The organism is Terasakiella pusilla DSM 6293, from assembly GCF_000688235.1.
GTDB classification, from domain to species: domain Bacteria; phylum Pseudomonadota; class Alphaproteobacteria; order Rhodospirillales; family Terasakiellaceae; genus Terasakiella; species Terasakiella pusilla.
This window is the reverse complement of the sequence record NZ_JHYO01000020.1, coordinates 36,240-57,304: the sequence shown is the minus strand read 5'-3', so window position 1 is coordinate 57,304 and position 21,065 is coordinate 36,240. Positions and strand designations below refer to the sequence as shown.

Genomic DNA, 21,065 nt, shown 5'->3' with positions numbered 1-21,065 from the left:
TTGACAGCGTGTGCGGGAAAGTAGATGTGGTTTGAGGGGTAATGAACCGTCTTATGCTTATAAAAATTTTTCTGGGTCTTTGGCTTGTTATTGGCGGTTCTGCCAAGGCTGTCGAGCTGAATGTGACTGTGGGGTTTAGCTACTTCCCGCCTTGGCAGATCACGAGCAATGGGACTTTTGCGGGGGGTATTGATTATCAGGTGTTAGCCGCTTTACAGAATGAGCTGGCTGAGAGCCACGATCTTCACCTGAATTTCACTTACTACTATTGCCCGCTTAAACGTTGCTTGATGATGATGCAAAATGGTCAGATTGATTTGAAGACAGGTTTATTGCATCGCCCGGAACGCGACGGATATATCCATTTTATTGCGCCGGCTTATCAGGAATATGTCAACAAGGCCTTTTATATACGCGCGAATGCTGCCTATCAGATTGCGGAGTATGAGGATCTGAGCAATTTAACTGTCGGAGTATCGCGTGCTTCTGTCAATTTCCCTAGGTTTGATCGTGATCCAGATCTGGCAAAGGTCGAGGTCAGCGGAACCTATAAAGGGTTGCAGATGTTGGTTGCGGGGCGCTTTGATGCCTTTATTGGCACTGAACTGGTGACGGATCACGTTGTGCGTAACCGTAAACTCTCCTCTTACATTCGCAAAGCATCGTACAAATATAAAAAGGAAAATCCGGGCTTTTTTGGCGTCTCGAAAGCGTCAAAACTGGCGCACTATTTGCCGCAGTTGAGTATGGCTATGCGAACAATTGTGGAAAATGGGCTTGTGGATCATGCCATTGAACAGTATCTCAGCGGGTCATGATTTTAGATTGATCTTATGACGGATATGTCCGATAGAAGGACGAGAATGAAAAGTAAGGGCTTTGCCGATGAGCACACAAATCCGTCTTTATTTGGATGCGGCGTTATCTGCCGGACATCAGGTGGAACTGACGACAGATCAGGCCCATTATATAAATAATGTCATGCGTCTGGCAGTTGGTGACGGGGTGATCCTGTTTAACGAATGCGCTGGTGAATGGGCAGCACAGATTGTGGATGCGCGTAAAAAACGCTGCGTGGTCGAGGTGACGGAGAAATTACGTGACCCGGAAGCAACGCCTGATCTGTGGCTCTGTTTTGCCCCGATCAAGAAACAGCGTCTTGATTTTATCATCGAAAAAGCAACGGAATTGGGGGTGTCTACCCTGCAACCGGTGATCACCCGTCACACCATTGTATCGAAGATCAGAACCGATCGTCTGCACGCGCAAGCCATTGAAGCGTCCGAACAATGTGAACGACTTAACATACCGGATGTAAAAGACGCAGTAAGTTTAGCCCAACTGATAAAAGATTGGCCTGAAGAACGTCGTCTTTTTGTGTTGGACGAACGTGGCGGCGCCTTGCCAATCCATGATGCCTTGATGGCACATCGCGAGGGACCTCACGCTTTTTTGACCGGGCCGGAAGGGGGATTCGAGACATCGGAACTTGACCTTTTGCGCAAACTGCCGTTTGTTACGCCCATCAGTTTAGGACCGCGTATTTTGCGGGCCGATACGGCTGCCTTGGCGGCTATCAGTTGTTGGCAATCGGTGATCGGAGACTGGCAGGAACCACTTCGAAACCGTTTTAGGGAAGAATAAAATGGGCGATAAAACAGCCATCATTGAGAATAAAAGCCAGTTGGTTGACTACCTTGCCAGCGGTAACAAACCCAAGTCCGAGTGGCGTATCGGTACAGAACATGAGAAATTTGCTTTTTGTACGAAAAGTTTAAAGACCCTTCCCTATGAAGGCGACAAGAGTGTGCGCGCTTTGTTGGAAGATATGTCCAAATATGCAGGATGGTCGCCGGTTTATGAAAACGGCAACATCATTGCTTTGACAGGCGATGACGGATCTTCTGTGACGTTGGAGCCGGGCGGGCAAGTCGAATTGTCCGGCGCCCCGCTGGAAAATATCTATCAGACCTGTAAAGAAGTCGGCACCCATTTGGATCTGGCGAAAAAGGTCGCCGCTGATCTGGATGTCAGCTTTTTGGGTTTAGGCTACCAACCAAAATGGCCTGTGGATGATATTCCGTGGATGCCGAAGGGGCGCTACAAGATCATGCGCGAATATATGCCCAAGGTCGGCACGCTGGGTCTGGAAATGATGAAGGCGACCTGCACGGTGCAGGTCAACTTGGACTTTGAAAGCGAAAGTGACATGGTGCGCAAGTTCCGCACGTCCTTGGCACTTCAACCGATTGCCACCGCTTTGTGGGCAAATTCCCCGTTCCGTAATGGTCAGCCGAATGGCCTGTTGTCTTTCCGCTCCCACATCTGGACGGATACGGATGCGGACCGTTGCGGCACGCTGCCATTTGTCTTTGATGACGGGTTCGGTTTTGAAGCCTATGTGGATTATATGCTGAATGTGCCGATGTATTTCGTTTATCGCGATGGTCAGTATATCGATGCCTCCGGTCAGTCTTTTAAAGATTTTATGGCGGGTAAACTGCCAGCCTTGCCGGGTGAGAAACCAACCATTGCGGATTGGGAAGATCATTTGACGACCGCCTTCCCTGAAGTGCGCCTGAAGAAGTTCTTGGAAATGCGCGGCGCGGATGGGGGTCCGTGGAGCCGCCTGTGTGCCCTGCCTGCCTTCTGGGTCGGGTTGCTTTATGATGCACAAGCGTTGGATCAGGCGGAACAGTTGATCAAAGACTGGTCACTGGAAGATAACGAATACTTGCGCGAGCGTGTGCCTTACACCGCCCTGAATACCGACTTTAAAGGCCGCACCATTGGTGACTTTGCCTTGGATGTGTTGGATATCGCACAGGAAGGTTTGAAACGCCGTGGTATTAAAAACGCACAGGGGCAGGATGAAAGCAAGTTCCTTGACCCGTTATATGTGATCGCTGAATCCGGTCAAACTCAGGCAGAATTAATGCTCAAAGAGTTTGAAACGCGCTGGAAAGGTGATATTGATCATGTGTTTAAAGAACACGCCTATTAATTAAAACGCACGAGTAAACAATGCCCAAAGCTGTGAAATGCAACTCTTTGCAAGAAGTTCGCGATAACATCGACCGTCTCGACGAGATCATCATCCCGTTGCTGGCGGAACGGATCGGTTACGTCTTGCAGGCCGCGCAATTCAAAGAAACACGCGGCGATGTGCGCATCCCGTCCCGGATCCAGTTTATCGTGGATCGCGTGCGGGTCTTTGCGGAAAAAGAAGGCATGGACCCGGATATGGCAGAGTCCATCTATCGCCATATCATGGAAGAATCGATCGCCCGCGAAGAAATTCGCTGGGACGATATCAACGAGTAAAGTGTATTAAAAGTTGTTGTTTTTTCCCCTCTTGGAATTTAAAAGATTGTAATTCCAAGAGGGGGGAACAATGTTTAACTTTTTAAAACGTAGCGCCGTTGTGGCGTTATTGATGATTTCTTTGGCCGCTTGTGCACAAAAGTTGCCGCCAGAACTCCAAAATCCAACATTCCATTCACAGAATGTCAGTAATTTGTCTGTTGGTGTAACTGATCACCGCGATTTTATTCTCAGCAAAGATAAAGAACCTTGGTTTGAAGGCATTATGCACGGGCCGTTTGGTGTTCCCATGAACCCGAAACGTATTGGTGCGACAGAAGGGCGTCCGTTCGCATACTATCTTTCAACCATGTTGCAAGCGAGCTTTGTTAAAAGTGGGGCGGATGTCGCAATCATTGAATTGCCAATGGGTTTGAGCATTGAAAATGCCATCCAGAAGCTGGTGGAAGCTGGTCGTCCGGGCATCATTGTGAAAATTAACAAGTCACGCTATGCCTTCTGGATGTCTGCCGATTATCAATCTGATTTTGATATTGTCGTGGTGGACCGGGAGGGCCGTATTCAGGTGCAAAAGAATTTTGCACAATGGGACGAGAAAATCCCGTTGAGCAGCAGCTATAATGTTTTTGATATGTTTACCGCGATCTATACCAAGGAGCTTCAGAAAGTTCTGGATGATCCGCAGATTAAAGCCGCAATCGAAGGCATTTAGGTCGTTTTATCGGTGATGTTATATAAAAAAGCCCCCGTCCATTTGTTGGACGGGGGCTTTTTTTGTCTTTGGTTAGATATCGGTGCCGCCAACGGTTAGCGGGTCGATCAGCAGGGTTGGTTGACCGACGCCGACGGGGACGCCTTGACCGTCTTTGCCGCAGGTTCCGATCCCCGGATCAAGCTGCATGTCGTTGCCGATCATTTTCACTTTGGTCAGGCAATCGGGGCCATTGCCGATCAGGGTTGCGCCTTTGACGGGCGCGCCGATCTTGCCATTTTCAATCATATAGGCTTCGGTACAGCTAAAGACGAATTTGCCAGACGTGATATCGACCTGACCGCCGCCAAAGTTGACGGCATAAAGGCCGCGTTTGACACTGGCGAGGATTTCTTTCGGGTCTTTGTCCCCGTTCATCATATAAGTGTTGGTCATGCGCGGCAGGGGCATATGGGCATAGGATTGACGACGACCATTGCCGGTCGCAGCGACCCCCATTAAGCGCGAATTCATGCGATCCTGCATGTAGCCTTTCAAGATACCGTCTTCAATCAGAACCGTTCTCTGGCTGGGTGTGCCTTCATCATCAATGGTGATGGACCCGCGACGGTCCGCAAGGGTGCCATCATCGACAACTGTGACGCCGGGTGCGGCGATCCGTTGACCTAACAGCCCTGCGAAAGCCGATGTTTTTTTGCGGTTGAAGTCACCTTCCAGACCATGCCCGATAGCTTCGTGCAACAAAATACCGGGCCAGCCGGGACCAAGGACAACCGGCATTTCCCCGGCGGGTGCGGGGATGGAATCCAGATTGACCAAGGCTTGGCGCAAGGCTTCGTCACAGGCCGGCATCCAGTTTTCCGGCTTTAAATAATCTTCATAGGAAATACGACCGCCCATTCCATGGGAGCCACTTTCCATGCGATCACCGCTGCCAACAACCACAGAGACATTGAGGCGCACCAGCGGGCGGATGTCAGCGGCTTGGCTGCCATCGGCGCGGATGATGCGCACCGCCTGCCATGACCCGAGGATGGAAGCCGAGGCCTGTTTGACCCGTGGATCTTTGGCGCGCAAGTAAGCGTCGATCTGTTCCAGCAGCTCGACCTTTTTTTCAAAGGGGACAAGGTTGATCGGGTTGTCATCCACATAAAGGGATTTGTTGGTGCCGCGCGGTCCGTCTGCCATGATCCCGCTGTGACCTTGATGAACGGCTTTGACGGTGGCGCCTGCGCGATCAAGGGCGGCTTGGTCCAGTGTGGCAGCGTGGGAATAGCCGCTGGCTTCGCCTGCAACACAGCGCAAACCAAACCCTTGGGCGGTGTCGAAACTGGCCCCTTTCAAGCGACCGTCATCAAAGGTCAACGATTCACTTTGACGGTATTCAAGGAACAACTCCCCGTCATCGGCGCCGTTTAAGGCATCGGTGACACTGGCTTGGACTTTATTTTGATCCAGCTCGAAACGGGAGAAGAAAAGATCGTCGGTGGCTTGCAAATCGGACATACGGGGGCCTTGTGGGATAATTTAAGAAACGTCGTCTAGGGAATGTGGCCTCTTGTGCCGCGTTCGTCAACGGTGTAAAAAGCTTTCCCCTTAATTGACGCAACGTAAAGGATGAAAGTCATGAGCAACAAGACTTGGCGCACAAGCACCCAGTTGGTGCAGGGCGGTACACGTCGTTCTGCTTTTGATGAAACCTGCGAAGGTCTTTTCCTGACGTCCGGCTATGTTTATGAAACAGCCGAAGAACAGGAAGCGACTTTTAAAGAAGAGATCAAACGCTATCAGTATTCCCGTTTTGCCAACCCGACGGTTGGAATGTTCGAGGAACGAATGGCGATGATCGAGGGGGCAAAATACTGCCTTGCGACCGCAACCGGTATGGCGGCGATCAATATGGCGTTGATGGCCCAGTTGCAGGCCGGTGACCGCGTTGTCGCGTCCCGTGCCCTGTTCGGGTCTTGTTTACATATCATTAACAATATCCTGCCTAAGTTCGGCATTGAAACCGAATTGGTGGATGGTCACGACCTCAACCAATGGGAAGCTGCGCTTAGCAAGCCGACCCGTTGTGTGTTGCTGGAAACACCCAGCAACCCGACGCTGGAGATTGTTGATTTGAAAGCGGTGTGCGATCTGGCGCATAAGGTCGGCGCACGTGTGATCGTGGATAACGTTTTTGCAACGGCGATTTTGCAGCGCCCGATGGAATTTGGCGCGGATATCGTTGTCTATTCCACGACAAAATATATCGATGGGCAAGGCCGTACGCTTGGTGGGGCGGTTTTGTTTAATGACGATGCGTTGTTTAAAGACGAAATGATGCCGTATTTCCGCAACACCGGTCCGGCGATGAGCCCGTTTAACGCATGGACGCAGCTTAAGGGGCTGGAAACACTGGATATGCGCGTTCGCAAACATTGTGAAAACGCAACGCTGGTGGCTAAGTTTCTGGAAAAACTCAAGGGCGTGCGCACAGTCAACTATCCGGGTCTGCACAGCCATCCGCAGCACAAATTGGCGATGGCCCAGATGGGCTGCGGCGGTCCGATGCTGTCCTTTGAAATTGAGGGCGGCAAGGAACAGGCGTTCGCGTTTGAAAATGCGCTTCAACTGATCCGTATTTGTAATAATCTGGGCGATAGCAAGTCCCTGATTACCCATCCGGCAACCACCACCCATTCCAAGGTGGATGCGGCAGAGAAAGCTCGTTTGGGGATTTCTGACGGGTTGCTGCGTCTGTCTGTGGGTCTGGAAGACGCCGAAGACTTGAAAGAAGATTTGGCACAGGCATCTAAAGTCGTGTTTGGGGCTTGAATAATGAAACGTGTAGTTAAATAAAAACTTTACAGTTTCTGCAATGTGCGGCACGCTCTCTACAGTTATGTAGGGGGCGTGTTTGCTATGGGTATGCGGGTAAGATTTAAAGTCAGTATTATAACCTTGCTGGTTGTAATGGTGGTCTTGGTCTGCGGTTCTATTTCAATGCTGTTTTTGATGGCGAGTTCGCAGTTTTCAAGTGATATTGCGACCCAATCATTTAAATCGAAAACAGATCATGCGGTGACAAAAGTTCAGGGCCTGTTGAAAATGGCCTTTTCCACCGCCTCGGTTGCGGCTCAGCAAAATGATGTTGATCAGATGCCGCAGCGTTTTATAGAGGCCTCGCAACTGCCTTTGTTGCTTGAACTGCTCTCTCAAAATCCATCGCTTTATTCCACCTATTATGGCTTTGCCAATGATGATTTTTATCAGGTGATCGCGGTGCGCGGGGATGAAGAAATCCTCAAGCGGCATGCTGCGCCAGCGGGCACGGCGTGGATTGTGCGCGCAATCGTCAACGATGGGGAACGGGTCCAACGTTGGGGGTTTTTGAACAAACAACGACAGATTATCAGCACGACGTCTGACCCAATGCCCGACTATAACCCGACGCAACGTCCTTGGTATAGCGCAGCCTTGGAGGCCGGAGATGTGGTGTTATCGCAACCTTATTGGTTTAACTCCCTCAAGCAGCCGGGGATTACCGCCTCTGGAAAATTATATGGCACGGACGGGGTGTTTGGGGTCGATTTGACGCTTAGTGGCTTGGCGTCTGAACTGGCGGCGATTGAGGTGTCTGAGAATGGTGTACTGGTGTTGACCGATGCACAGCATAACGTATTGGCTTCGTCCCCCGCGATTGCCTCAGACATGATGATGAAGTCCTTAGGCGATATGAAAAACGCGCAGCTACAGGTTATGGATGCCGTTTGGGGGCGCTTGGACAATCAGGTTCTTCAGGAAGTCGCGCACGAAGGCACAGCCTATTTTGCGGAAAAGGATATGATCCCGTTTCCCGGGACGGAACTTTATTTAGGGATCTTGGCGCCTGTACAGGACTTTAGCGATTTATTTGCCGATTTCCATTCTATTTTCTACGAGTCTGTCGCGCAAAGTGACCCGCTTGACGAAAGCGGCGCAGAAAGTCGAACATCTGGAATTTGACGCGGCCCGTATCGGGGCGACCCATATTGTTGAATTTGATGAGCTTATTCAGTCTTTCAGCCATATGAGTGAAAGCTTGTCACAAAAGACGGAAGAATTGCAGTTTGAGCAGGATAAGCTGTCAAAACTGGTTGATCTGGGGATCTCGCTGTCATCTGAGAAAAATACCGACCGTTTGATGGAAGGATTGATGCGTGGTGCGAAGGAGTTGACCAACGCGGACGGCTGTTCTCTTTACACGGTGAATGACAATAGAAATCTGGAATTTAAAATCGTCATGAACGACAGTCTGGGTATCGCCAGTGGTGGCACCAGCGGCAATGAGACGAGCTTGGCTGAGCTTGTTCTTTATCATGAAGATGGCAGACCGAACCTGAAACATGTGGCATGTTATGCTGCAATTCAGGAAGAGACGGTGAATATTGCGGATGTTTACAGCTCGGATGAGTTCGACTTTTCCGGTCCGAAAGCGTTTGACGAATCGACGGGCTATCGCACCGGCTCGATGTTGACGGTTCCCCTAAAACCGCGTGGCGGACGGGTCATCGGGGTTTTGCAGATTATTAACGCGCAAGACAAATATGGGGACGGGTTTGTCGCCTTTGACAAAGACCTTGAACCCTTTGTGGAAGCTTTGGCGGCGCAGGCCTCGACAGCCCTATATAATCTTCAATTGCTTGAAGGGCAGGAAAATCTGATGGATGCCCTGATCCAGTTGATTGCCGGTGCGATTGACGCCAAGAGCCCCTATACGGGCGGGCATTGTGAACGGGTGCCGGAACTGGCGATCATGCTGGCGAAAGAAGCTTGTGAGGCAGATACCGGATCGTTTGCCGACTTTGCGTTTGAAACCGATGAAGAATGGCGCGAGTATGAGATCGGTGCGTGGTTGCATGATTGCGGCAAGGTGGTGACGCCGGAATATGTAGTGGATAAAGCCACTAAACTGGAAACCATCTATAACCGTATCCACGAGGTGCGCACCCGTTTTGAAGTGCTGTTGCGCGATGCGCGGATCGATATGCTAGAAGCGGTGGCAAACGGGATGGCTCAAGATCAGGCACAGGCCGCGTTCGAGGAGAAACGACAGCAGTTGTTTGATGATTTTGCCTTTGTGGCAGAATGTAACGTGGGCGGGGAATTTATGTCTGACGAGGCGTTGGCCCGTCTGCAGAAAATTGCAACGATCCAATGGAAGCGTCATTTTGACATCAAGCTGGGTTTGTCACAGGCGGAGGAAAAGCGCTTTGTGTCAGAACCGGATGGTGACTGTCTGGAATATTTGCTGGCGGACAAGCCGTTTCATGTCTTCCCGCGGGCGGATACGGTCCATGAGGTTTATGCCGAACGCGGCTTTAAACTGGATGTGCCCGACAATCTCTATGATCAGGGGGAACTTTATAACCTCAGTATCAAACGCGGTACTTTGACGGAGGAAGAGCGCTTCAAGATCAATGAGCATATCATCCAAAGCATCCTGATGCTGGAACAACTGCCCCTGCCCGATCATCTCAAGCGGGTACCGGAATATGCAGGCACGCACCATGAAACCATGATCGGGACGGGCTATCCGCGCAAACTGGATGCAGAGGATCTGTCGATCCCCTCTAGAATTATGGCGATTGCTGATATCTTCGAAGCCCTGACCGCATCTGATCGACCTTACAAGCCGGTGAAGACCTTAAGCGAGGCGGTCAAAATTCTGAGCTTCTTCAAGAAAGACCAGCATATTGATGGGGAACTGTTTGACCTGTTCTTGACCTCTGGGGTCTATAAGGTTTATGCGGAACGCTTCTTGCTGCCGGAACAATTGGATGAGGTCGATATCACGCCTTATCTGGGTTAAAGCGACTGTAACACCCACTGTTTACGATCGACGACAAGGTCGGTCAGGCCTGCGCCGACCCACATCATAAACAGGGTCGTCCAGGCGGTGATGGTAAAGATCGATCCGCCCGTCACCCCAGCGCCAACGGCGCAGCCACCCGCCAACATGCCGCCAAATCCCATAAAGGCGGCGCCGACAATATAGCGTTTCATGGAATGACCGCCGGAAAAACCTTCGAGCTTTAATTCCCGTGCGAAATAGGCGGCGAGGAAAGAGCCGAGAAATACACCGGGGATCAGGCCCACGTCGAAATCCATTTCGGGGACAGGCTGGCTCAGCACCAACATGAGCGTATCAGCCGACGGCCCACTGAAACTCAGGGCTTCCGTCTGGATGGGATCAAACGATAAGCCTGCGACCGTAAAGGTGAAGTACCATGCAAGCGGCACAGTCGCCCCCACAACGGCAGCACCCAGCCAGACTTTATGGGCAATGGTGTGTTGGCGTGCAATCCACAGCGCCCCTGCCAGCGTGATGCAGCCGATTAAAATCCCACCCAGTGGCCCCCATCCGGTGAGATGGAGAATCGGCAGGTCCGCGGGGCTAAGCAGCCACCATCCGGCAATGTCACTACGTACGGGCGACAAGAGGCCGCGTAAGGAGGATTGGGCCACAACGGCAAAGACAAGACCCGTGAGCAAAGATCGCAAATTGCCATTGGCCGATAAAACCAGCATGCGCGACGAACACCCCCGCGCCAAAATCATGCCGCTGCCAAACAGCAAGCCGCCAACCAGTGCACCGGACAGGGAGCCGGGCAAGGCCAGTTGGCGCGCTTCGTTAACCGACATTTCATCCAGCAGGATCAAGCCTTGGGTGCCGATGACGGCGGTGGAAAATACAATAAACCAGATGGCGAGTTTTTCCCCCAGTTGCCCGCGGGAAAATTCAATGGCTGCGGCGCGCAGGCAAAAGCGACTGCGCTGTGCGAAATACCCGAATATGATGCCGATAACGATACCGCCAATCGCGGTTGCAGTGGGTCCACCCACGGCATCCACTAAACTTTCCATTGTGTCGCTTGCCCCAAAAACGATGAAGGCGACACTATATCACATCCTCCTTAATTAAGAAGAAGTTGATTTGGTAATTTTTGAAACTGTGTCAATAATTTGCTGATTTTTTGGCGGGAAACCAAGGGGAGCGCATCGCTTTTAAGATGTTCGTTAGAATGAGTCTTCATTGGTGATTGACCGGATTAAATTGCGTCTATACTATGATTTCACATCATATGACCCCATGCGGGAGAGAGGTGCCAACATATGAGGCATCCGCCGAAGGAGCATGCGCCCCTGCGAAACTCTCAGGCATATAGGACCGCTGGGTGATGAGACTCTGGAAAGAGAGGTGTTTCGCAACGCCTCCACCGACGAGGAAACCCTTGCATAGGCCGGGGGAATCTTTCAGGTTCCATGACAGAGAGGGGCCAAGTTGTCGACCTGTAAGGGTCGATGTGTTTTGGTCTCGATCTGTACGAAAGGAACCTCTTTTGAGCGATACATTAAAGACCACACCGCTGCACGCGCTTCATCAGGAGCTCGGTGGCAAAATGGTGCCGTTTGCCGGGTATGATATGCCTGTGCAATATAAACTCGGCATCATGAAAGAACATTTGCACACCCGCGAGGCGTGCGGTCTGTTCGACGTTTCCCACATGGGCCAAGCCCTGTTAAAGGGCGAGGATGTGCAAGCGGCCATCGAAAGCCTGACCCCCAGCGATATTAAAGGCCTGCCGGTTGACGGTATCCGTTATTCCTTGTTGATGAACGATGAAGGCGGTATCCGTGACGACTTTATGGTCACAAACCGGGGCGATCACCTGTATATCGTCGTGAACGCAGCCTGTAAGGACGCTGACTTCGCTTATATCGCCGCTTCCTTGCCGAACCACACATTGGAATTGCTTGAAGACCGCGCGTTGTTGGCCCTTCAAGGTCCGAAAGCGGCAGAAGTGCTGAACCGCTTTGCCCCGGGTGTGGATCAATTGATCTTTATGAACATGGGCGAATATGACATTGCGGGTATCCCGTGTCTGGTCTCACGTTCCGGCTACACGGGCGAAGATGGCTACGAAATTTCCGTACCTGCAGATCGTTGCGAAGAACTGGCGCGTAAACTGTTGGCGGAAAACGAAGTCGAAGCCATTGGTCTGGGCGCACGCGATAGCTTGCGTCTGGAAGTTGGTCTCTGTCTTTATGGATCAGACATTGATACCACCACATCCCCGATTGAAGGCGGCCTGAACTGGGCGGTCGGCAAGCGTCGTCGCGAAGAAGGCGGCTTCCCCGGTCATGACGTGGTGATGAAGCATCTGGCAGACGGTGTGGAACGCAAACGCGTCGGCATCAAGCCATTGGGTCGGGCACCAGCGCGTGCCCATACTGAAATTGCAGACACAGACGGCAACATCATTGGGGAAATCACCTCTGGTGGTTTTGGTCCCAGCTTCGGCGGACCCGTTGCTATGGGCTATGTCAAAACCGATTTTTCTAAAGTCGGCACAGAAATCAATCTGATTGTCCGCGGCAAATCTATGCCGGCAGAAATCGTAAAATTACCGTTTGTTCCACAACGTTACTATAAGGGCTAAAACTATGACTGTTAAATATACTGAAGATCATGAATGGGTACTCGTCGAAGGTGACACAGCGACTGTTGGTATCACCGATTACGCTCAAAACGCCCTGGGTGACATTGTGTTTGTTGAAACACCGGCTGCGGGCACGGAAGTGTCTCAAGGCGATGATGTTGCGGTTGTGGAATCTGTCAAAACAGCTTCTGACGTCTACGCGCCGATCACTGGTGAAATCATCGAAGGCAACGACGCGCTGGAAGATCAGCCGGAATTGGTGAACTCTTCCCCAGAAGGCGACGGTTGGTTCTTTAAAATGACCATCGGTGATGCGTCTGAACTGGACAAGTTGCTGGATGAAGCAGGCTACAAAGCTTTCTGTGAGGGGCTTGATTAATGCGTTATCTCCCGCTTTCTGACGGGGATCGCAAGGAAATGCTTGAAACCATTGGTGTTTCAAGCATTGACGATCTTTATTGCGATGTCCCTGCCGATGTTTTGCTGGATAGCCACGTTCAAACACTTCCCACCGTTCGCGGGGAATTGGAAGTCGAACGTGCGATCTCAGCCATGGCGAAAAAGAACACAGGCTGCAACAGCGCGCCGTCCTTCTTGGGCGCTGGCCTGTACCACCACCATGTCCCGGCGACTGTGGATTATATGATCCAGCGTGGGGAGTTTTTAACCTCTTACACACCGTATCAGCCGGAAGTGTCCCAAGGTACGTTGCAGTACCTGTTTGAATTCCAGACACAGGTTGCCATGCTGACCGGCATGGATGTGGCGAATGCCTCCATGTACGATGGGGCAACAGGCTGTGCGGAAGCTGTCTTGATGGCAAACCGCGTGACCAAACGCAACAAAGCCATCCTGTCCGGTGGCCTGCACCCGCATTACCGCGACGTGACACGCACGCACGCACACTTCAATGACTTTGAAGTCGTGAGTGCCGAGCCGGATGTGGACAATGTGGAAGACCTGATCGACTTGATCGATGACGCGACATCTTGCGTTGTGGTTCAGACGCCAAGCTTCTTTGGTCACCTGAACGATTACACCAAGCTGGCGGAAGCATGCCACGCGAAAAAAGCTTTGCTGGTTGTTGTCTTCACTGAAGTCTTGTCCCTTGGTGCGTTGAAAACACCGGGCGAAATGGGCGCGGATATCGTGGTTGGTGAAGGCCAGTCTGTCGGTAATGCCCTGAACTTTGGCGGCCCGACTGTGGGTCTGTTTGCCGTTCGTCAAAAATACCTGCGTCAAATGCCAGGTCGTGTCTGCGGGGAAACCGTGGATGCAGACGGTCGTCGCGGCTGGGTGTTGACCCTGTCCACGCGCGAACAGCATATCCGTCGTGAAAAAGCGACGTCCAACATTTGTACAAACTCCGGTCTGTGCGCGTTGGCGTTTAACATTCACATGACCTTGCTGGGCGAAGAAGGCTTGACGAAGCTGTCGGCTCTGAACCATGCCCGTGCGTGCCAAGTGGCAGACAAGCTGGATACCTTGGACGGTGTGGAGGTGTTGAATGAGACATTCTTCAACGAATTTACCGTGCGTTTGTCCAAATCAGCAACCGAGGTCATTGACCAATTGGCAGAACGTGGCGTCTTGGGTGGTGTGCCTGTGCGTCGTCTCTATCAGGATCGTCCGGAACTGGACAACCTGTTGCTGGTTGCGGTCACTGAAACCACAACGGATGAAGATATCGATGCCTTGATGGCAGGACTGACGGAGGTGCTGTCATGAGCGATCTACATACCATTACCGGAAACCAAGGCCTGCAAATCGAAGAGCCGTTGATTTTCGAACAGGACACACCGGGTAAATGCGGCGTTGATTTGCCGGATGTGCCAGAAGTGAAAACCCGTCTGGGTGGTCTGGCCCGTGAAGGCAAGATCGGCCTGCCGGGCATGACAGAACCGGACACGGTGCGTCACTACATGCGTTTGTCGCAAAAGAACTATGCGATTGATACAGGGTTCTACCCGCTTGGGTCCTGTACCATGAAGCATAACCCGCGTCTGAACGAAAAAATGGCCCGCCTTGGCGGTTTGGCAGACCTGCACCCGTTGCAGCCGAATTCTACGGTTCAAGGGGCGCTGGAACTGATCGACCAATGTGCCCATTGGCTGAAAGAACTGACAGGCATGCCAGCGGTTGCCATGAGCCCGGCTGCTGGTGCGCATGGTGAATTGTGCGGCCTGATGGCAGCACGTGCCGCGCACGAAGCCAAAGGCAACCCGCGTAAAATCGTTCTTTGCCCGGAAAGTGCCCATGGCACCAACCCGGCAACAGCAGCGGCTTGCGGCTATAAGGTAGAAAGCATTCCGGCAACGTCTGACGGGCGTGTCGATCTGGATGCTTTGAAAGCGGCCTTGAATGAAGACGTGGCGGCGATCATGCTGACCAACCCCAACACATGTGGCCTGTTTGAACGTGACATCGTAGAAATTGCCGAAGCTGTGCATGCGGTGGGCGCGTATTTCTATTGTGACGGCGCAAACTTCAACGCCATCATGGGGCGTGTGCGTCCGGGTGATCTGGGCATTGATTGCATGCATATCAACTTGCACAAAACCTTCTCCACCCCGCATGGCGGCGGTGGTCCGGGTTCTGGTCCGGTTGTCTTGTCTGCGGCTTTGGCGCCTTATGCTCCGGTCCCTTATGTTGTGGACACGGGCGATGGCTTCAAATTGGTGGAACATAAAGCCGATAGCGATCAAGACCCGTTTGGTCGGATCAAGGGCTTCCACGGTCAGATGGGGATGTTCATTCGCTCCCTGTCTTACATGATGAGCCATGGGTCTGACGGTCTGCGTCAAGCTTCAGGTGATGCGGTGTTGAACGCCAACTACCTTAAAGCCAAACTTCAGGACATGCTGACAGTCTCCTTCCCGGATGGCCCTTGCATGCACGAAGTTCTGTTTGATGATCGTTTCTTGAAAGATACAGGGGTCACCACCCTTGATTTTGCCAAGATGATGATCGACGAAGGGGTCCACCCGATGACCATGTACTTCCCGCTGGTGGTACACGGTGCCTTGTTGATGGAACCGACAGAGACAGAAAACAAAGCGACATTGGATAAGTTTATCCACATGATCCGCGAAATGACGCAAAAAGCCAAGGACGGTGCAGCCGAGAGCTTCAAATCCGCCCCGATGCTGACCCCGCGTCGTCGACTGGACGAAACCAAAGCGGCGCGTAGCCCTGTTCTCAAATGGACAGAAGCTGCCGAATAACTTCGGTTATCACGGTTAAAGAAAAAGGCCTCGAGCAGTGATGTTCGGGGCTTTTTTATTGCTCAGTGCGGCTGTGTATATGCTCCCGTATGAAGTTGCTTCTGTCTTGAATGTTCATTTGGGGCACGTCGATGACGGTATAGTTCAGGCTTTGGTAAATGGACCGAAGGGTTTGCCCAAAGCGTTGAGCTTGTTCATAGGTCATTTTACGCTCTTCATCTGTCGTATAAATTTCCGGCCAGTCCGCCATCATAAAAACCGTGGGATTATAGCGATAAATCTCCGCTGCTTTTTGAAAGCGCGTTGTCTCTAAGTTAAATAATTTCGCGTAGGCGAGGATGTCCGGCACCCCACGATCAAAGAGGATCGGTTGTTTCGCTTCTTGGTGAAAGTCATAGGCATAAAGCGTGCGTGAAAGCAGCAGATTGGTGAAGAGGTGCGGATCTTCTTCGGGTACACCGCTTCCGCCAAAGCTGCGCTGCTCCGCGAGGATTTGTCGCGCGGGTTCGTCGACGACGGACTGACCATTTGCTTTGAGGTCCTGGCAAAGGGTGGTTTTTCCACTGCCCATGGCACCACTTAAGATAAAGTAAGTTTGGGTTTGTCGGATCGGGGATGTTTTCATCAGTATACTCTTTTGTCATGGAGAATTTAAAAACAGCGTCATCGCGCACCTGTTGCGCGATTATGGGGGAGAGGTCGGTGTATCGCCTCAGCCATTCATGCCGCAACGGGTGCGGCATGACGATTGCGCGGCAGGGCGACTAGCTGCAATCGACGCAGTTGCGGCCTTTTTCTTTGGCGCGATAAAGCGCGAGGTCGGCGCGTTTGAGGAGGGCGTTTGGGTGTTCGCCGGGGTGATAGGTGGCGACGCCGAAGCTGGCGGTTAAGGGGCCAATGTGGGCGAAGGTGTGGGCCGCGATGGTTGTGCGCAAATCTTCGGCACGCGTTTTTGCACCGTCCAGTGGGCAGTCGGGACACAGCAGCAAAAATTCTTCCCCACCCCAGCGGCCCAGAATATCGCTGCTGCGGGTCTGGCTTTGCAGCAGGGCGGCGAATTCTTTCAACACGTCATCTCCGATCAAGTGACCGTGGGTGTCGTTGATCCGTTTAAAATGGTCAATATCCATCAGGATCAGGGAGAAGGGCGTGTTGCTGCGCTCGGCCCGCTTGATTTCTTGGGCGATATCTTTATCCAGCTTCAAGCGGTTATAAAGGCCACTGAGGGAGTCTGTAACTGATTGTCTTTGCAGGACTTTATTTTGATCTTCCAACTGGTGTTGGGCGGCATGAAGCTGGGTTAACGTCTCGCGGATTTTACGGTTGGCAGAACTGAGGCGATTGTTCCAGAACAGGGATACCATGAGCACAGTGCCAAGTACCACAAGGAGTTGCCAGATCAGGGTATAATCCGTGACTTCCTGAATGGTGATGGCAATCCATTTATCGCGGATGCTCTGGGCTTCTTTGGGATCAATGGCGCGCACGGCTTTTTCAAGCGCGCTACCCAGATAGGGTTCGTCATTGCGCGACGCGATGGAGAGTTCATAGCGCAGCGGCAAGCTGCCGGTGACCGCGAGTTTATTCAGGTCCAATTTTTGGATGGCAAAGGCAACGGCCCCTTGGGCCCCGATATAACCAAAGACATCCCCGTCATGGACCATTTGCATGGCTTCGATATTGTTTTTGACCTCGACAAGATCAATATCGGGATATTTTTTGCGCAGTTTATCAATGGCGATATCGTCTTTGATGACGGCAAACTTTACGCCGGACCCCTGTAGGCTTTCCTCTACAAAGATACGGTCATAGCGGGTGACGACGGCAAGCGGCAGATAGAAATAGGGCGTGGTGAAGTCGAGAAATTCCCGGCGTTCATCATTGGCATTGATTTGGGAGACCACGTCACAGGCACGGCTTTTGGCCTTTTTCATCAGGTCGTCCCAGTCTTCCACTTGCGGGACCACCATGGTGACATTGAGCATACGGGCCAGGATATCAAACACATCTTTGGACAGGCCATCATGATTGCCCGCCTCATCCACCCCGTCAAAGGGCAGGCGGCTGGGATCGACACAGACGCGCAGAATTTTTTTGTGATCGAGATAGGCGCGCTCATGGATGCTCAGCCCGATATCCGCAGGGGATTGGGCAGGGGCTGACCTGAGGCCCGCTATCAGAAAAAACAGGGCACAAACGGTTAGATGTAGCAGTGTTCTTATGGGCAGGTATAAAGGCGTAGAAACCATGTGAAGAACTGTCCGTGAGTTATACGATCGTGGTAGGATCGCATTATTCACCAGCATCAGGTCGAGTCAATGCCCATACGGGTGAGAGGGGTGCATTATAGCGCCAAAAGGTAAATGAAGGGTTTTCGGGGGCAAATGATCGCTGCACGCTTGACGCGACTGGCGCTTTCGGGCAAACAAACTCAAGCAATTTACTGACTTATATGACGAGACTGATCATGAGCGATACATCCGATACAAACCAAATGTGGGGCGGCCGTTTCTCCGGTGGCCCAAGCGCGATTATGGAAAAAATCAATGCTTCAATTGATTTTGATAAACGATTTTACGCGCAGGATATCGCCGGATCAAAGGCCCATTGCGCGATGCTGGTCAAGCAAGGCATCCTGAGCGCCGAAGATGGCACAGCCATCACCGACGGGTTGGACAAAGTGCTGGCAGAGATTGAAGCGGGTGATTTTAAATTCTCCGCCGCCTTGGAAGATATCCACATGAACGTGGAAAACCGCCTGCGTGAACTGATCGGTGATGCGGCAGGGCGTTTGCACACCGCGCGGTCCCGTAACGATCAGGTGGCGACCGATTTCCGCCTGTGGGTGCGCGATGCCATCGATCGTATGGATGAAGGCTTAAAAATCCTGCAACAAGCGCTGATCAATCGCGCGGAAGAACAGGTCGATACCATCCTGCCGGGCTTTACCCACTTGCAAGCGGCACAGCCTGTGTCCTTGGGCCATCACCTGTTGGCTTATGTGGAAATGGTCGGTCGCGATCGTGCGCGTTTTGCTGATGCACGCAAGCGGGTGAATGAATCGCCCCTTGGGTCTGCGGCTTTGGCAGGCACACCTTATCCAATCGATCGCCATTATACGGCAGAACTGTTGAACTTCTCCGGTCCGATGCGGAACTCTTTGGATGGGGTATCTGATCGTGACTTTGCACTGGAATATTTGAGTGCTGCGGCGATTTGTTCCGTTCACCTGTCACGTTTGGCGGAAGAATTGGTGATCTGGTCGTCGGCGCAGTTTGGTTTTGTGCGCATGTCTGACAGTTTCTCCACCGGGTCCAGCATCATGCCGCAAAAGAAAAACCCGGACGCAGCCGAACTGATCCGATCCAAGATCGGTCGTGTGGTTGGCGATTTGAACAGCCTGCTGATCTCCATGAAAGGGTTGCCGCTGGCGTATTCCAAAGACATGCAGGAAGATAAAGAGCCTGTCTTTGATGCGGCGGATACACTGGAATTGGGCGTGGCTGTGATGACCGGCATGATCGCAGAAATGACGGTCAATAAAGAAAAGATGCGTGAAAGTGCAAGCTGGGGCTTCACCACCGCAACCGATCTTGCCGACTGGCTGGTGCGCGAACTGGGTATGCCGTTTAGAAACGCGCACCATGTCACGGGCGCGATTGTGAAGATTGCAGAAGATAAAGGCTGTGACTTGTCCGATCTGTCTTTGGACGACATGCAGTCTGTTGATGCGGCGATCACCAAGGACGTGTACGATGTGCTGACGATTGATGCGTCTGTTGCGTCCCGTACGTCTTATGGCGGGACGGCGCAAAGCAACGTGCGTGAACAGATCGTCGAAGCCCGCAAGCGTTTTTTGTAAGAAAGGAGGGGGATGATGCCGCGTAAAACTGTATGGGTTGTCCTGTTAATGGCTTGTGTCCTTTCCTTGTCGGCCTGTGGTCGCAAAAACAAGCCGATTGCACCGGATGATGTGGAACCGACCTATCCGCGCACCTACCCTGCCCCGGCCCCTGAACCGAAACTCTATAAATAAAGAAATCTTATGGATCATTTTCAGTATAAAAACGGCGAACTTTATGCCGAAGACGTCGCCCTGACCAAACTGGCTGAAGAAGTCGGGACACCGTTTTATGTTTATTCCCGCGCAACGCTGGAACGTCACTACAATGTTTTTGCCGACGCAGTAAAAGAATTGGACTCGACCATCTGTTTTGCGGTTAAGGCAAATTCCAACATCGCTGTCATCAAGACCCTTGCCGATCTGGGCGCAGGGGCGGATGTGGTGTCCGTCGGGGAATTGAAGCGCGCGCTCAAAGCGGGCGTGCCAGCCAATAAGGTTGTGTTCTCCGGTGTGGGCAAAAGCCGCAGCGATCTGGAATATGCCGTCAAAGCGGGCATCCGTCAGATCAACGTGGAAAGCGAAGAAGAACTGGTGGTCCTGAGCGACGTTGCAACCAAGCTTGGTGCACGTATGCCTATTGTCTTGCGCGTAAACCCCAATGTGGATGCCAAGACGCACGAAAAAATTTCCACAGGCAAAAGCGACAACAAGTTTGGCATTGATTGGACCCGTGCGGTTGAAGTTTATCAACGCGCGAGCAACATGTCCGGCGTGGACCCGAAAGGTCTGGCCTGTCACATCGGCTCTCAACTTGTGGACCTTGAACCGTTCCGTGCGGCTTTCCGCCGTATGAAGGAAATGGTCGGCGAGCTGCGCAGCCTTGGTCTGGACGTAACGCGCGTTGACCTTGGTGGCGGTCTGGGTATCCCTTACGAAGAAGATGAAACACCGCTGCCGGTTGAATATGGCAAGCTAGTTGTGGAAGAATTGGGCGATCTGGGCGTTGAGTTTGAATTTGAGCCCGGTCGTATGATCGCGGGCAACGCAGGTCTGTTGGTCAGTGAAGTGCTGTACGTCAAGCAAGCTCCGACCAAGACTTTTGCCGTGATCGATGCGGCGATGAATGATCTGATGCGTCCGTCGCTGTATTCTGCCTACCACGCGATTGTCCCTGTGTTTGAACCGGAAACGGACGAGAAAGTCACTTATGACGTGGTCGGCCCGATCTGTGAGACAGGCGACACCTTTGCAAAAGATCGCAAGTTGCCGAAGCTTGCGTCTGCGGATCTGGTCGCCTTTAGAACGGCAGGGGCCTATGGCGCAACCATGTCCAATACCTATAATTCCCGCGCGTTGATCCCCGAAGTGATGGTCAGTGGCGATCAGTACGCTGTGGTCCGCAAACGCGTGGATATTGAAGAGTTGCTGGATCTGGAAAGCCTTGCCGACTGGCAAAGTTAATTTCACAAATACTTGTATAGCCAGCCTGAAGA

General features: G+C 52.1%; 19 protein-coding genes and 2 riboswitches. Of the genes, 15 read left to right on the top strand and 4 right to left on the bottom strand.

What is annotated here, in order from left to right:
• Positions 1-53: 53 nt before the first annotated feature.
• The 5 genes from Q397_RS0113915 to Q397_RS0113895 all read left to right on the top strand — a co-directional run bounded on the left by Q397_RS0113915 (position 54) and on the right by Q397_RS0113895 (position 4,036).
• Positions 54-818, top strand: coding sequence for a substrate-binding periplasmic protein (locus Q397_RS0113915; RefSeq protein ID WP_169738000.1), 765 nt, complete (start codon positions 54-56; stop codon positions 816-818).
• A gap of 67 nt (positions 819-885) precedes the next feature.
• A complete protein-coding gene (locus tag Q397_RS0113910) occupies positions 886-1,644 on the top strand; it encodes a 16S rRNA (uracil(1498)-N(3))-methyltransferase (protein ID WP_028879934.1) in 759 nt (252 codons plus the stop codon).
• Between the two features lies 1 nt (position 1,645).
• Positions 1,646-3,004 carry a glutamate--cysteine ligase gene (locus tag Q397_RS0113905; RefSeq protein WP_028879933.1) on the top strand — a complete coding sequence of 453 codons (1,359 nt, stop codon included), beginning with the start codon at positions 1,646-1,648 and terminating at the stop codon, positions 3,002-3,004.
• A 20-nt stretch (positions 3,005-3,024) separates the two neighbouring features.
• Positions 3,025-3,324, top strand: coding sequence for a chorismate mutase (locus tag Q397_RS0113900; protein ID WP_028879932.1), 300 nt, complete (start codon positions 3,025-3,027; stop codon positions 3,322-3,324).
• A 70-nt stretch (positions 3,325-3,394) separates the two neighbouring features.
• Positions 3,395-4,036, top strand: coding sequence for a hypothetical protein (locus Q397_RS0113895; RefSeq protein ID WP_028879931.1), 642 nt, complete (start codon positions 3,395-3,397; stop codon positions 4,034-4,036).
• 72 nt (positions 4,037-4,108) lie between these two features.
• Here the strand turns inward: Q397_RS0113895 and tldD are convergent, their stop codons facing one another.
• Positions 4,109-5,542 (bottom strand): metalloprotease TldD, encoded by a 1,434-nt coding sequence (tldD, locus tag Q397_RS0113890; RefSeq protein ID WP_028879930.1) that lies wholly within the window; start codon positions 5,540-5,542, stop codon positions 4,109-4,111.
• 120 nt (positions 5,543-5,662) lie between these two features.
• Here tldD and metZ point away from each other — a divergent pair, with 120 nt between their 5' ends.
• From metZ to Q397_RS22630, 3 genes are all read left to right on the top strand, one after another.
• The gene (gene metZ, locus Q397_RS0113885) at positions 5,663-6,856 is read left to right on the top strand and encodes an O-succinylhomoserine sulfhydrylase (protein WP_028879929.1); all 1,194 of its coding nucleotides are present in this window, start codon (positions 5,663-5,665) and stop codon (positions 6,854-6,856) included.
• 87 nt (positions 6,857-6,943) lie between these two features.
• Positions 6,944-8,026: a PDC sensor domain-containing protein gene (locus tag Q397_RS0113880; RefSeq protein ID WP_028879928.1), complete on the top strand. Its 1,083-nt coding sequence runs from the start codon at positions 6,944-6,946 to the stop codon at positions 8,024-8,026.
• Positions 7,977-9,872 carry an HD domain-containing phosphohydrolase gene (locus Q397_RS22630; protein ID WP_240475074.1) on the top strand — a complete coding sequence of 632 codons (1,896 nt, stop codon included), beginning with the start codon at positions 7,977-7,979 and terminating at the stop codon, positions 9,870-9,872. The genes Q397_RS0113880 and Q397_RS22630 overlap by 50 nt, the downstream gene beginning before the upstream one ends.
• On the opposite strand, the gene Q397_RS0113870 is transcribed toward Q397_RS22630, so the two are convergent.
• A complete protein-coding gene (locus tag Q397_RS0113870; RefSeq protein ID WP_028879927.1) occupies positions 9,869-10,927 on the bottom strand; it encodes a YeeE/YedE family protein in 1,059 nt (352 codons plus the stop codon). The two genes, Q397_RS22630 and Q397_RS0113870, sit on opposite strands and share 4 nt — an antisense overlap.
• Before the next feature lie 219 nt (positions 10,928-11,146).
• Positions 11,147-11,244, top strand: a riboswitch (glycine riboswitch).
• A gap of 3 nt (positions 11,245-11,247) precedes the next feature.
• Positions 11,248-11,335, top strand: a riboswitch (glycine riboswitch).
• A 68-nt stretch (positions 11,336-11,403) separates the two neighbouring features.
• On the opposite strand from Q397_RS0113870, the gene gcvT reads away from it, so the two are divergent.
• Genes gcvT through gcvPB form a run of 4 tightly spaced genes read left to right on the top strand, consistent with a single transcriptional unit; the run spans position 11,404 to position 15,728 of the window.
• The gene (gene gcvT / locus Q397_RS0113865; RefSeq protein ID WP_028879926.1) at positions 11,404-12,504 is read left to right on the top strand and encodes a glycine cleavage system aminomethyltransferase GcvT; all 1,101 of its coding nucleotides are present in this window, start codon (positions 11,404-11,406) and stop codon (positions 12,502-12,504) included.
• A gap of 4 nt (positions 12,505-12,508) precedes the next feature.
• Positions 12,509-12,883: a glycine cleavage system protein GcvH gene (gcvH, locus tag Q397_RS0113860; protein WP_028879925.1), complete on the top strand. Its 375-nt coding sequence runs from the start codon at positions 12,509-12,511 to the stop codon at positions 12,881-12,883.
• Complete coding sequence (gene gcvPA, locus Q397_RS0113855; protein ID WP_028879924.1) at positions 12,883-14,232, top strand: aminomethyl-transferring glycine dehydrogenase subunit GcvPA; 1,350 nt, start codon at positions 12,883-12,885, stop codon at positions 14,230-14,232. The genes gcvH and gcvPA overlap by 1 nt, the downstream gene beginning before the upstream one ends.
• Positions 14,229-15,728 (top strand): aminomethyl-transferring glycine dehydrogenase subunit GcvPB, encoded by a 1,500-nt coding sequence (gcvPB, locus tag Q397_RS0113850; RefSeq protein ID WP_028879923.1) that lies wholly within the window; start codon positions 14,229-14,231, stop codon positions 15,726-15,728. The genes gcvPA and gcvPB overlap by 4 nt, the downstream gene beginning before the upstream one ends.
• 55 nt (positions 15,729-15,783) lie before the next feature.
• On the opposite strand, the gene Q397_RS0113845 is transcribed toward gcvPB, so the two are convergent.
• Positions 15,784-16,353: an AAA family ATPase gene (locus Q397_RS0113845; RefSeq protein WP_051610031.1), complete on the bottom strand. Its 570-nt coding sequence runs from the start codon at positions 16,351-16,353 to the stop codon at positions 15,784-15,786.
• A 139-nt stretch (positions 16,354-16,492) separates the two neighbouring features.
• Positions 16,493-17,977, bottom strand: a complete 1,485-nt coding sequence (locus Q397_RS24285; protein WP_028879921.1) for a diguanylate cyclase — start codon at positions 17,975-17,977, stop codon at positions 16,493-16,495.
• Between the two features lie 218 nt (positions 17,978-18,195).
• Between Q397_RS24285 and argH the strand changes: the two genes are divergently transcribed.
• From argH to lysA, 3 genes are read left to right on the top strand one after another with little or no spacing between them, the layout of a single operon-like run.
• Entirely contained in the window at positions 18,196-19,590 is a 1,395-nt protein-coding gene (argH, locus tag Q397_RS0113835; RefSeq protein ID WP_028879920.1) for an argininosuccinate lyase, read from the top strand.
• A gap of 12 nt (positions 19,591-19,602) precedes the next feature.
• Complete coding sequence (locus Q397_RS25010; protein ID WP_156950729.1) at positions 19,603-19,764, top strand: lipoprotein; 162 nt, start codon at positions 19,603-19,605, stop codon at positions 19,762-19,764.
• A 9-nt stretch (positions 19,765-19,773) separates the two neighbouring features.
• Positions 19,774-21,033, top strand: coding sequence for a diaminopimelate decarboxylase (gene lysA, locus Q397_RS0113825; RefSeq protein WP_028879919.1), 1,260 nt, complete (start codon positions 19,774-19,776; stop codon positions 21,031-21,033).
• Positions 21,034-21,065 lie beyond the last annotated feature (32 nt).

Excerpts from the sequence above, each read along its gene's own strand:
- metZ (WP_028879929.1), top strand. The coding sequence starts at position 5,663 with ATGAGCAACAAGACTTGGCGCACAAGCACCCAGTTGGTGCAGGGCGGT.
- Q397_RS0113845 (WP_051610031.1), bottom strand. The coding sequence starts at position 16,353 with ATGAAAACATCCCCGATCCGACAAACCCAAACTTACTTTATCTTAAGT.
- Q397_RS0113915 (WP_169738000.1), top strand. The coding sequence starts at position 54 with ATGCTTATAAAAATTTTTCTGGGTCTTTGGCTTGTTATTGGCGGTTCT.
- lysA (WP_028879919.1), top strand. The coding sequence starts at position 19,774 with ATGGATCATTTTCAGTATAAAAACGGCGAACTTTATGCCGAAGACGTC.
- gcvPA (WP_028879924.1), top strand. The coding sequence starts at position 12,883 with ATGCGTTATCTCCCGCTTTCTGACGGGGATCGCAAGGAAATGCTTGAA.
- Q397_RS0113900 (WP_028879932.1), top strand. The coding sequence starts at position 3,025 with ATGCCCAAAGCTGTGAAATGCAACTCTTTGCAAGAAGTTCGCGATAAC.
- Q397_RS24285 (WP_028879921.1), bottom strand. The coding sequence starts at position 17,977 with ATGGTTTCTACGCCTTTATACCTGCCCATAAGAACACTGCTACATCTA.
- gcvH (WP_028879925.1), top strand. The coding sequence starts at position 12,509 with ATGACTGTTAAATATACTGAAGATCATGAATGGGTACTCGTCGAAGGT.
- Q397_RS25010 (WP_156950729.1), top strand. The coding sequence starts at position 19,603 with ATGATGCCGCGTAAAACTGTATGGGTTGTCCTGTTAATGGCTTGTGTC.
- argH (WP_028879920.1), top strand. The coding sequence starts at position 18,196 with ATGAGCGATACATCCGATACAAACCAAATGTGGGGCGGCCGTTTCTCC.
- Q397_RS0113880 (WP_028879928.1), top strand. The coding sequence starts at position 6,944 with ATGGGTATGCGGGTAAGATTTAAAGTCAGTATTATAACCTTGCTGGTT.
- Q397_RS0113910 (WP_028879934.1), top strand. The coding sequence starts at position 886 with ATGAGCACACAAATCCGTCTTTATTTGGATGCGGCGTTATCTGCCGGA.
- Q397_RS0113870 (WP_028879927.1), bottom strand. The coding sequence starts at position 10,927 with ATGGAAAGTTTAGTGGATGCCGTGGGTGGACCCACTGCAACCGCGATT.
- tldD (WP_028879930.1), bottom strand. The coding sequence starts at position 5,542 with ATGTCCGATTTGCAAGCCACCGACGATCTTTTCTTCTCCCGTTTCGAG.
- Q397_RS0113905 (WP_028879933.1), top strand. The coding sequence starts at position 1,646 with ATGGGCGATAAAACAGCCATCATTGAGAATAAAAGCCAGTTGGTTGAC.
- gcvPB (WP_028879923.1), top strand. The coding sequence starts at position 14,229 with ATGAGCGATCTACATACCATTACCGGAAACCAAGGCCTGCAAATCGAA.
- Q397_RS0113895 (WP_028879931.1), top strand. The coding sequence starts at position 3,395 with ATGTTTAACTTTTTAAAACGTAGCGCCGTTGTGGCGTTATTGATGATT.